At 65.2% G+C, this 10,892-nt stretch carries 8 protein-coding genes; 7 read left to right on the top strand and 1 reads right to left on the bottom strand.

The window, feature by feature from the left end:
• The first annotated feature begins 1,813 nt into the window (after window positions 1-1,813).
• The 5 genes from NON19_RS28860 (at window position 1,814) to NON19_RS28840 (ending at window position 9,271) form a co-directional block, all read left to right on the top strand.
• A complete protein-coding gene (locus NON19_RS28860; RefSeq protein WP_255932079.1) occupies window positions 1,814-2,449 on the top strand; it encodes a DUF4291 domain-containing protein in 636 nt (211 codons plus the stop codon).
• A 108-nt stretch (window positions 2,450-2,557) separates the two neighbouring features.
• A complete protein-coding gene (locus NON19_RS28855) occupies window positions 2,558-3,139 on the top strand; it encodes a hypothetical protein (protein WP_255932075.1) in 582 nt (193 codons plus the stop codon).
• Window positions 3,140-3,203: 64 nt separating this feature from the next.
• Complete coding sequence (locus NON19_RS28850) at window positions 3,204-7,922, top strand: putative T7SS-secreted protein (protein WP_255932074.1); 4,719 nt, start codon at window positions 3,204-3,206, stop codon at window positions 7,920-7,922.
• A 96-nt stretch (window positions 7,923-8,018) separates the two neighbouring features.
• Window positions 8,019-8,597 (top strand): hypothetical protein, encoded by a 579-nt coding sequence (locus NON19_RS28845; RefSeq protein ID WP_255932073.1) that lies wholly within the window; start codon window positions 8,019-8,021, stop codon window positions 8,595-8,597.
• 131 nt (window positions 8,598-8,728) lie between these two features.
• Complete coding sequence (locus NON19_RS28840; protein ID WP_255932080.1) at window positions 8,729-9,271, top strand: hypothetical protein; 543 nt, start codon at window positions 8,729-8,731, stop codon at window positions 9,269-9,271.
• Here the strand turns inward: NON19_RS28840 and NON19_RS28835 are convergent.
• Window positions 9,164-9,598: an ATP-binding protein gene (locus NON19_RS28835; RefSeq protein ID WP_255932072.1), complete on the bottom strand. Its 435-nt coding sequence runs from the start codon at window positions 9,596-9,598 to the stop codon at window positions 9,164-9,166. The genes NON19_RS28840 and NON19_RS28835 overlap by 108 nt on opposite strands.
• Window positions 9,599-9,761: 163 nt before the next feature.
• On the opposite strand from NON19_RS28835, the gene NON19_RS28830 reads away from it, so the two are divergent.
• Complete coding sequence (locus NON19_RS28830; RefSeq protein WP_255932071.1) at window positions 9,762-10,616, top strand: helix-turn-helix domain-containing protein; 855 nt, start codon at window positions 9,762-9,764, stop codon at window positions 10,614-10,616.
• A gap of 11 nt (window positions 10,617-10,627) precedes the next feature.
• Entirely contained in the window at window positions 10,628-10,828 is a 201-nt protein-coding gene (locus NON19_RS28825; protein WP_255932070.1) for a DUF397 domain-containing protein, read from the top strand.
• The last annotated feature ends 64 nt before the right edge of the window (window positions 10,829-10,892 follow it).

Raw genomic sequence — 10,892 nt, 5'->3', positions numbered from 1 at the left:
CCGTACCACCAGCGCCACCAGCGCCACCAGTACCGGTCACCGGCCCAGCAGCAGGCGCACCGGCCCCAGGAGCAAGCTGCACGCCCGTACCACCAGCGCCACCAGCGCCACCAGTACCGGTCACCGGACCAGTAGGCGCGGGAGCCCCGGGAGTAACCTGCACGCCCGTACCACCAGCGCCACCAGCGCCACCAGTACCGGTCACCGGACCAGTAGGCGCGGGAGCCCCGGGAGTAACCTGCACGCCCGTACCACCAGCGCCACCAGCGCCACCAGTACCGGTCACCGGACCGGTAGGTACAGGAGTCCCAGCGGGGACCTTGACGCCCGTGCCACCAGGACCACCAGCACCGCCAGTACCGCTAATAGCAGTGTTGGTGATCTTTTGGATAATGGCTGGCGCTGCGGCAGCAACGGCGGGCGCCGGGCCGGTTAGCAGGACTACAGGCCTCACACACGGAATCCTGCGACCAAACCTGTTGAAGCAGAAGGCGGTGTGCACTTTCGGAACCGAACGGCTGATCGTTGCGCGGGTGTCGTGAGGAGTAGCACCGGCTACCCCCGCCGAAACACCATACAAACCCGATATCGCGCACGAGGCCGCAGCAACACAGACACTTCGTGCCAGAATCTTCTTCATGGTTCTCCCCTGAGGGGATGGGGGTGGAGTTCTGGATACTCAGAAACTCATTTCGCGTTGGGCGATGACATCACCGCCGCTGGATGCGCACCGCACACCCCTCTTGGATGCGCACCGCACATCCCCGGGTAACTACACGCATGTTCCCTTACTTCGACACTCGCTCCATGCCTGGCGCATGTCAAGTGGGCCGAACGGCCCGCAGTTTGTGGGGTGGAGATTGAAGCGTCCACAATTAGAACGGTACACGAGCTGACGGGGAGTCACCCCTTTCTGGCGAGGCGTCCCCGTAACACAAGTGCCAGTCAGCACATGGGAAACGAAGGCCCAGGTCAAGCCGCTCTCCATGACATCGCCGTCAGTAACCAACGGTGAACGGGCCTATCGGTCCGCCAACGAAGCAGATCGGACGGGTTGGAATCCAGACCCAGAGGAACCCCGGGTTGTTGCCGTACCACACCCTCCGCACCCAGTGACCGGGCGCTGGCAGGCATACGAGCTGACGGGGTGGCTGGTGCTGGATCCGTACGACCTGGTGGACGACGGGCGCCCGGGGGGTGGCAGAGGCGATTCCCGCGCCCGAGCCGAGGAGCATGGCGGGTAGCGCGGCCGCCGCGACGGCTGCTCTTGTGAGATGCGTACGCATGGACCGCTCCTTTTCTCATTCCGAAACCGGCTTGAGTTACCGCGGAAGCAAAGCTCGCACGTGGGCAGACACCCCGGCGGCGTCGAACTCCCCACCCGGTGGGACTCCAGTACCGGGCCACCCGGGCTACCGGGGATGACCCAGCGTCCCCACACCCGGCGGGGCCGACGTGGGCGGCTCCCTCATGCGGGAGCAGACGTATACCTCCAGGGTACGGGCACCCCCGTGCCGGAACGACCCGGAGCACCGCAGATGCCGCATGGACTGCCGACGGAGGCGGCCTGCGTCGCCATCGTCGATCCGGGTACCGCTCGGGCTCGCCGAGTCGACAGTTCGATCCACTTTCAACTACCCCTGGGCCGAGCCCGCGACGGCGACGCCGATCGAGGCCGTGACGACCGAACTCCCCGCAAGACGCGGCCGGTTGGGGCGGGGAGCGCGACGATATCGTGAACCGCAACGTCACCGCCGTCGCGCGGAGTTCTACACCGGGCCGTGAGCCGCTGATCGAGGGACTACGAGTAATGATGGGCACAAGTCGGCGGGGGATTCCTGAGGCCGGAGCGGAAACTCCCACGCGTACTGTGAGGGCTGTCTACGGCGAATGCAGCGTCACGGTCTACCAGGCATACCCGCAGGAGATCGCGGCGCGGGCCGTGCGGGCCGGGACCTTTGTGGCGCCGTTCAAGGTCGAGCGGATGACCTGGATCAAACCGTCCTTCCTTTGGATGATGTACCGGTCGGGGTGGGCGACCAAACCGAATCAGGAGCACGTGCTCGCCGTCGAGATCACCCGAGGGGGCTTCGAATGGGCGCTGGCCCACTCGGCGTTGAGCCACTTCGACCGTGCGGTGCATCCGGACGCGGACGCCTGGCGGCGGGAGATCAGCGAAAGCCCCGTACGCATCCAGTGGGATCCCGAGCGTTCACTCTCCCTCGCCCAACTCCCCATCAGAGCGATCCAGATCGGCCTCTCCGGCGAAGCGGTGGAACGCTACGTGCGCGACTGGATCGTCAGCATCACTGACGTGACCGAACTCGCCCACTCGATCCACTCCGACGTACGGCACGGCCTCACCGACGAAGCGACCCGGAAACTTCCGGCCGAGCGGCACTACCCACTTCCGGAGCACATCCGGCAAAGGGTCGGTGCGGACGGCTGAAACGCCTCACGGAAGGCGGGCGCGGCTCCGCCGCACGCCGCGAATTCCCTTGCCAGTAAGGTCAGATGACGTCCGAGGCGCATGTGGTGACCGGTACCAGGGGGTGTCATGGGTGGTAAGGACAAGGATCTTCATGTGGATCCCGAGGCGCTGCGGATGACCGCGGAGGGCCTGACAGCCACGCTCGGGGAGTTGAAGAAGCTGGGGATCGTGGAGTCGGCCGAGGTCGGCCGGGGCTTCTCCGGCATTGAACTGACCGGGCTGAAGTTGGGGCACGCCGGGCTGACCTCGGCACTGAAGGGGTTCGGTGACCGCTGGGAGTGGGGTGTGCGGACGCTGGTCCATGACGGGAACGAGTTCGCGGCGCGGTTGGGCCTCGCGGCTGGGAGCTTCCACGAGGAGGACCAGTACGTCCAGGGCAAGTTCAAGAACGTGGTGGCCGCCGCGGTGGGCAACCCGGACGCCTCCGATGAGCAGGTGTCGAAGGAGTCGTGGGGCCAGGTGTGGGCGGACAACCCCATCAACCAGATCCGGCACGCCGACTACAGCGAGCAGTCCTTGCTGAAGGCGAACACGGACGTCGAGAAGACCTGGAAGGCGGAAAGCAAGGACTGGCTGCAGTCGAACCCCGCAGCCGTCACGACGCGCACGATTGCCGACCTCACCTCTGATGACTCCGGCTCCAGGTAAGCGCTGGTACGTGGATGGCCCGGATGTTCGACAACGGGGGTGATGACCGCCCGTGAGCGGTTTCATGGACGACCTCAATCACTGGGGCGACAAGGCGGAGCATCTCCTCGACAAGGGAAAGAAGCTCGTCGGCAATGTGGTCGACGGAGCCGCCCACGGCGTGGGCGATGGGCTCAACGCGGTGGGTCTGCATTCGGCGGCTCGGGATGTGGACCGCCTCGGCGACCAGTTCGCCGATGGCCTGGGCGCTGATGTGCCGGAGATGGAGCTGGGGCAGACCAAGGACCCAAGGGACTTGATCCACGGCGATCCCAAGGCCATCCGTGATTCCGCGGAAGCGCTGGAGACGTTCGCCGGTGCGTTCCGGGAGACCGGTAACGGCTTGCAACGGCTGGATCCGCAGCACTGGAAGGGCCAGGCGGCCGACGAGTTCCGCAAGTCGTTCACCCCGCATCCGAAACAGTGGCTGACGGCCGCGGAAGCGTGTGAGACGGCGAGCAAGACCCTGCTGGGCTTCGCGCAAACAGTGGAGTGGGCCCAGGAAAAGGCCCGTCAGGCGCTGGAGACGTACGCGGCGGCCAAGAAGAAGTCCGAGGACGCGCGGGCCGCGTACAACAAGCAGGTCGACGCGTACAACGCCAGCCTGGGATCCCACGTCGATGCCGCGCACACACCGGCCAAACCCGGCACGTTCCATGATCCCGGCGAAGCGGGGATGAAGGCGGCCCAGGAGATCCTCGACGAGGCAAGGCGCCAGCGCGACGCCGAAGGCGACGCGGCGATGGCCAAGGTGAACTCGGCGGCCGAACTGGCCCCCAGAACACCGACGTTCGCCCGTCGGATGGCCGGTGACTACGAAGATGTGATGCTCGCTGGTGGGTTGACCTACGAGCACGTCGGCATGGGATTCCTGGGCGCGGGTGCGGACTTCCTGAAGTTCGTCCGCAGCGTGAATCCGACGGACCCGTACAACCTCACCCATCCGGCCATGTGGCTCGACCACACGAACGCGGTCGCTGCGGGGCTGCTGCACGCGGGCAACCATCCGATGGACCTGGTGAAGTCGGTGGTCGGCTCCGGCTGGGGTACCGACCCGGGAGACGCGTCCGGCAATCTGCTGTTCAACCTGACCAGCGCCGTCGCCACCGACGGCGCCAGCGCACCGGAGTCCGTCGTCCCCGATGTCGCGGAAAACATGACCCGGGACCTGACCGAGGCCGAGCAACGTGCCGCCGAGTCCGCGCGTAACGGTGCACACAACCCCGCCGAGACGACGCGCGGCTCGAAGGACATCACCGAGTGCAACGACCCGGTCGACATCGCGACCGGTGTGGTGTCGATGCGGCAGACCGATGTCGAACTCCCCGGCGCCCTACCGCTGTTGATCAACCGGACGCATCTGTCGTCATACCGCGCTGGCGGCTGGTTCGGCACTTCCTGGGCCTCCACCCTCGACCAGCGGCTGGAGATCGATGGGGAGGGCGTGGTCTATGCCGCCCCGGACGGCAGGCTGGTGCCCTACCCCGTACCGCAACCGGGCGTTGCCACCCTGCCGATCACCGGCCCTCGCTGGCCGCTGACCTGGGACGGCGGCTCGGGCGGCGCGATGCGCATATCCGTGCCGGAACGCGGCCAGACCCTGGAATTCGCCCCACTCAGCGCGGCGCCAGCAGGCACCGGGTCTTACGTCCGACTGCCGGTGCGGGCCATCGATGACCGCAACGGCCACCGCATTGACTTCGGCTACAACGAGGACGGCACACCACGGGAGATCGTCCACAGCGGTGGCTACCGCATCGCGACCGACACTGAGGCTGGTCGCGTCACCGCGCTGCGCCTGCTGCACGGCGACGGCACGGACACGGTGCTGATGCGCTACGGCTACGACGCGGCCGGTGACCTGGTCGAGGTGTTCAACTCCAGTGACACGCCACTGCGTTTCGGCTATGACCGCGACGGCCGTCTGACGTCATGGCAGGACCGCAACGGCACGGCGTACAGCTACACCTACGACGAGCAGGGCCGGTGCGGGCGCACCGACGGCTCGGACGGCTTCATGTCCGGCGAGATGGCCTATGACGAGCAGAGCCGTACGACCGTCTACACCAACTCGCTCGGCCAGACCACTACATACCGCTACAACGCGGCCTACAAGCTCGTCGCCGAGACGAACCCGCTGGGGCACACCTCGTACCGGGAGTGGGACACGGATGGCCGCCTGCTGTTGGCCGAGACCGATCCCCTCGGCCACACCACCCGTTACACCTACGACGCCGACGACAACCTCACCACCATCCAACTCCCCGATGGCAGCGAGGCACACGCCACCTACAACGCGCTGGGCCAGCCCGTCGAGGTCACCGAGCCCGACGGCGCGGTATGGCGCCACACTTACGACGAAGTCGGCAACCGCCTCACCACCACCGACCCGACAGGCGCCGAGACCCGCTACACCTACGACGCCCACGGCCATCTGGCTTCTGTCACGGACGCCCTCGGCAACACCCAGCGCATCACATGCGACGCCGCGGGGCTGCCCATCTCCATCACCGATCCGCTGGGCCACAGCACAACACTGCGTCGAGACTCATTCGGCCGGGTCATCGAAGTCACCGATCCGCTGGGCCACACCACCCGCATGGGATGGACCACCGAGGGCAAGCCCGCATGGCGCGAACAACCGGACGGCGCGCGTGAGGAGTGGAAGTGGGACGGCGAAGGCAACCTCCTCGCCCACACCGACCCAGCGGGCAACACCACCCGGCACACCACCACCCACTTCGACCTGCCCACGTCGCGCACCGACCCTGACGGCACGGTCTACGACTTCGCGTACGACACGGACCTCCGGCTCACCGGCGTCACCAACCCGCAGGGCCTGACCTGGTCATACGAGTACGACGCGGCGGGCCGCCTGGTCGCGGAGACCGACTTCAACGGCCGCAGGCTGTCGTACGCCCATGACGCGGCGGGGCAGTTGGTGTCACGCACCAACGGTGCGTGCGAGACGTTGACGTTCACCCGGGACACGCTGGGCCGGACAACGGCCAGCCGTGCGGACGACGGTACGGAGACGACATTCGCGTATGACGCGTCGGGTCGTCTGACGCGTGCCGTCAACCCCGACGCGGAGGTTGTCTGGCAGCGCGACGCGTTGGGCCGCGTCCTGACGGAAACCACGAACGGCCGCACGATCCGGTACGCGTACGACGCGGCGGGGCGCCGCACGGAGCGCACGACGCCCGGCGGAGCCGTCTCCCACTGGACGTACGACGCGGCGGGGCGGCCGACGGAGTTGCGCACCGACGCCGGAAAGCTGGCCTTCGTCTACGACGCGGCAGGCAGAGAGGTCCAACGCCGCATCGGCGACGACGTCCACCTCACCCAGGCATGGGATGCCGCCAACCGCCTCACCACCCAATCCCTCACGGCCCAGGCGCAAGGCGAAGACGTACTCCTTCAGCACCGAACATACGCCTACCGCCCCGACGGCCTACTAACCGAGATCCGCGAACTGACCTCTGGCACAAGGCACTTCACCCTCAACCGAACCGGCCGGGTAACGGCCGTAACGGCCCACGGCTGGACCGAGACCTACGCCTACGACGAAGCAGGCAACCTCACTAACGCAGAGGCCCCCGCCCACCCAGCCGCAGGCAATCGCGAGTTCACCGGAACACTGATCCGCAAGGCAGGCCGCACCACATACGAACACGACCCGCAAGGCCGCCTGGTCCGCAAAACCCGCAAACTCCTCAACGGCCAGACACGCACATGGCTGTTCTCGTGGAACGCCGAGGACCGTCTGACAGACGCCGTAACGCCGGACGGCGAACGCTGGCACTACTCGTATGACCCACTGGGCCGCCGCATCGCGAAACGACGCTTGGCGGCGGACGGCTCGGCAGCCGAGACAACCACATTCGTCTGGGACGACACCCGCATAGCCGAACAAACGCTAAACGACGGCCCCACAACAACCTGGGACTATGCTCCGGGCACCCACCGCCCAATCGCCCAAACCGACCGCGAAGCCCCCACAGACCCAAACTCCCTGATCGCGCGTCTGGGTGAACCTGCCCAATTCCATGCAGCGGTAACGGACTTGACGGGCAACCCGACGGAATTGATCACGGCTGACGGAACAGTCATCTGGCAAATCCGCACAACCCTGTGGGGCACACCACTTCCAGCCCCAACAGCCGACACCAACGTCGACTGCCCTCTACGGTTCCCCGGCCAGTACCACGACGCCGAAACGGACCTGAACTACAACTACTTCCGCTACTACGACCCGCAGACAGCGCACTATCTGTCACTCGACCCCCTGGGCCTCAGGCCGACCCCGAACCCTGCCACATACGTCCACAACCCGACAGCATGGATCGACCCGCTCGGTCTCACCCCCTGTCCAAGTCAGTGGACTCCCGACGAAAATTACTCACCGGAGGCCATTGCTAAACGAAGCGCAGCGAACAAGGCGTATTATGAGACACCGCAGGATATTCATGATCTCGTGAATGACGTGGTCGGCGATCCGAACTACCCACAGCGGATGACAGGCCCTGCAGGAAATCGACGACCCGACGTGTATGGCGCGATAGGCGCTCCCCGAGGCGCCCAAAGGTGGAGGGGGTCGGCGATTTATGATAACGGAGACCCGTTGAGTCAAGCACGGATTCTTGTTGATAGGGATGGGAACATCGCCTACGTCGGGAGAACCAAGACCGGCGCGCATAACTACAATCAGATCATCCCTTATCCGTGGGCTAAGCGGCCATAGCCGTGGCAGGGGAAACTTATTCCGCTGACACAGCGAAGCGGTCCCCTCACGCGCATCGGGCCACAACGGCACGAATTTAACCCTTGGAGCCTCACGATGAAAGAAGTCGAGTTGTCCGCCTCTCTCGCTGATGCTGGGCTCACCCTTCTCGGCATGATCGATCCGGCAACGCCGCTCATTCCGCCAACGCTCGCCACTTTTGCCAGCAGTTGCCCAGAAGAGGGCGGCGTCTCCTTCGTCACGGTGAGCTCCGCTGAACCGCGATTGCCTGAAGTGGCGAACTTCGAGTGGCATCGCCTCTCCCGCGAGGGCGGTCTCTTCGGAGAGGATAATGCAGATTTTCTAGTGGCAGTAAATTGCGCGGACGCGAACTCACCTAAAATTTGGCAGTGGGCGAAAGTGAGGCTGTCGGACGACTGGGACATCGTCGGCGCCGGTGCAGCCTCAGGCGTTCTCGGGAATGGGGCGTGTCACCCAGCGTTTGTTATGTTGTCCCTCGATGGCAACGTGATCGTCCGAGGGGACGAAGGGGAGACCTCGCTAGACTTCACCCTGGTACGCGATCCTCATCGCAATCAGACGCTCCGACGCCGTGGCGAGTGGATGGCTTCCCGACCTCGCACTGATGAGTTTACCCGCGCCGCCCTTGAACGTTGGCTGGGCAGCCAGAAGTGAACCTTCCCCATATCGCCCGGGTCCGACTAGCAGGGACTGTGTTAGCGAGGTTGCCCTCGGAATGCGTGCTACACGTGGGATTCGACCCCAACCCAACAGCACAGTGAGTATTACGGATCGGACTGATGCCCATGAGTCCTGGCACGCACCCAGAGATTGAAACATGGATCAAGAGCTACACCGGAAAGCTCAACTCCGTTGACTTTCTCACCGCCCACTGTACCGTCGGCATGTGGCTCGCCATGTGTCATCTCATAGCGCCAAAGCTCGTTGTGGTACGCGGGTGTGTGCTTCGGGAGCACGTATATGAGCCGCGGAACTTTGAGATCTGGTATCGAAAGTTCGACGGGGACCGCAGCAGGGTCGAGTTCTTCCTCAACCGGCTCGTCGTGGCGGATGTGATCCGGTGCGGCGACGCTCCGGAAGACGACCGCGCGCTGCGGGACATCGCGCAGACCCTCGCCCTGGGGTGGGAAGCGGCACTGACCCGTGAGTTCACAGAAGAGCGGTTTCACGTGGCCGCCTTCGAGTCCGACGACGGGCCGATCGTGAGCTTCAAACAAATCTCAACCAGTCAACAGCTCGAACCAGATCAGCTTTCCGCCCAACCCGAAGGGTTCCTTGTCGATGACGTAGCCGCCCCAGTTGTCGGAGAGGAGGTCGAGGATCAGTAGGCCTCGGCCGCCGAGCATGTCCTCCTCCGGGGTGGCGGAGAAGGGGGTTGGGAGTTCCGGGTTGGTATCGCAGACGCTGACGCGTAGGGCGGGGTGGCGCCAGTCCAGGGTTACTGAGACGGGGCCCTCGGCATAGCGGAACGCGTTTGTTGTCAGCTCGGAGGTCAACAGGGTTGCTTTGTCGATCAGTTGCGGCAACCCGTGGCGGGTCAGGACGGATCGCAGGGTGTCCCTTGCGATCCCCGGTGCGCGGGGGTCGCGGGGGATGTGGAGGCGGTACTCCCAGGTTTCCGACGGGAGTGGGGTTGATCGCGGCACGAGACTCATGTGCGGCTCCTGAGTGGCGAGTTCGCGAGTGGTGTGGCTCACACGCTAGCTCAGTTGGACTCACATGTGAGTCCAACTGCCCGTAAAGGGTGAACCGCATTTTGACTCACTGGACCGTCGCTGGCATCGCTGGGAGACTGGCGCGCGCAGCGAGAGAGGACTCATGGCACCAAGGAGCACACCCACGGGGCGTCAGCGCCGCCTGGCGAAGGAAGTTCGGCGACTGCGTGAACAGGCCGGGATCTCCGTGCAGGAGGCGGCCGCCATGCTCGGCGCGGACCGGACGATGGTGTCCAACATCGAGGCGGCACGTACTGGGCTCAGCGAGGAGCGCGTGCGTCAACTCGCCTGTCACTACAGGTGTCCTGATCAAGCTCTCGTTGACGCGCTTGCCGCTATGACCGGAGGACGACGCAACACGTTCTGGTGGGAGGAGTACCGCGGCAAACTACCGGACGGTTTCCTCGACGTGTCGGAGATCGAGTACCACGCCACCCGCATCCGCACCGCGCAGAGCGTCCACCTACCAGGGCTGTTGCAGACCGAGGACCACGCCAGAGCGATCTTTGACCTCGTAGTCCCGAAACTCCCGCGTCTGGAAGTCGAGTTGCGCGTTGCCCACCGGCTCGGTCGGCAGCGGATCCTCGACGGCGAGAGACCGACTCCGTACCTCGGGATCATTCACGAAGCCGCGCTGCGCATGCAGTTCGGTGGTCGAGAGGTCGCTCGCACGCAGCTCGAGTACCTGGCGGCCGCCTGCGAGCGCGACCACATCACGCTGCTGGTCATTCCGTTCAGCGCGGGTGGGTTCCACGGTTCCGGGCAATCGATCCTTTACGCGGAAGGCCCAGTTCCACAGTTGGACACCGTGCACCTCGATACACCGTACGGACCGTACTTCGCGGACTCCCCCACCCCACTCGCCAACTACCGGTCGCTACTGGACCTGATGGAACGCTCCGCACTGCCTCCCGACGAGTCCCGGGATTTCATCTGGTCCATCGCTCGCCACCTCTGAGAGGAACGGACATGTCCTGGCAGAAGGCGTCATTCTGCGGCGGCGGAGGCAACAACTGCATAGAACTCACCGCCACCCCCCACCACATACACCTCCGCGAGAGCACCGCCCCCGGCGTGACCGTGAGTACCACCCCCGCCCGGCTCCAAGACCTCCTCCGGGAGATCAAGTCCGGGCGGTACGACCACCCGCCGCGCAGCGTCCAAGCGTAGGAACGGGGCGAAGCGGACCAGCGCCGTATCACGGGCGTAGGCTCACGAGAAGCCGTACGGGGCG

Origin of the sequence: Streptantibioticus rubrisoli (assembly GCF_024436055.1) — a bacterium.
GTDB lineage: Bacteria > Actinomycetota > Actinomycetes > Streptomycetales > Streptomycetaceae > Streptantibioticus_A > Streptantibioticus_A rubrisoli.
Note: the sequence above shows the minus strand (reverse complement) of the source record. Positions and strands in the feature narration are given on the sequence as shown.

What these genes read in the sequence shown, in the direction of transcription:
- NON19_RS28825 (WP_255932070.1), top strand. Translation starts at nt 10,628, where the DNA reads ATGTCCTGGCAGAAGGCGTCATTCTGCGGCGGCGGAGGCAACAACTGC.
- NON19_RS28845 (WP_255932073.1), top strand. Translation starts at nt 8,019, where the DNA reads ATGAAAGAAGTCGAGTTGTCCGCCTCTCTCGCTGATGCTGGGCTCACC.
- NON19_RS28835 (WP_255932072.1), bottom strand. Translation starts at nt 9,598, where the DNA reads ATGAGTCTCGTGCCGCGATCAACCCCACTCCCGTCGGAAACCTGGGAG.
- NON19_RS28840 (WP_255932080.1), top strand. Translation starts at nt 8,729, where the DNA reads ATGAGTCCTGGCACGCACCCAGAGATTGAAACATGGATCAAGAGCTAC.
- NON19_RS28860 (WP_255932079.1), top strand. Translation starts at nt 1,814, where the DNA reads ATGGGCACAAGTCGGCGGGGGATTCCTGAGGCCGGAGCGGAAACTCCC.
- NON19_RS28830 (WP_255932071.1), top strand. Translation starts at nt 9,762, where the DNA reads ATGGCACCAAGGAGCACACCCACGGGGCGTCAGCGCCGCCTGGCGAAG.
- NON19_RS28850 (WP_255932074.1), top strand. Translation starts at nt 3,204, where the DNA reads ATGGACGACCTCAATCACTGGGGCGACAAGGCGGAGCATCTCCTCGAC.
- NON19_RS28855 (WP_255932075.1), top strand. Translation starts at nt 2,558, where the DNA reads ATGGGTGGTAAGGACAAGGATCTTCATGTGGATCCCGAGGCGCTGCGG.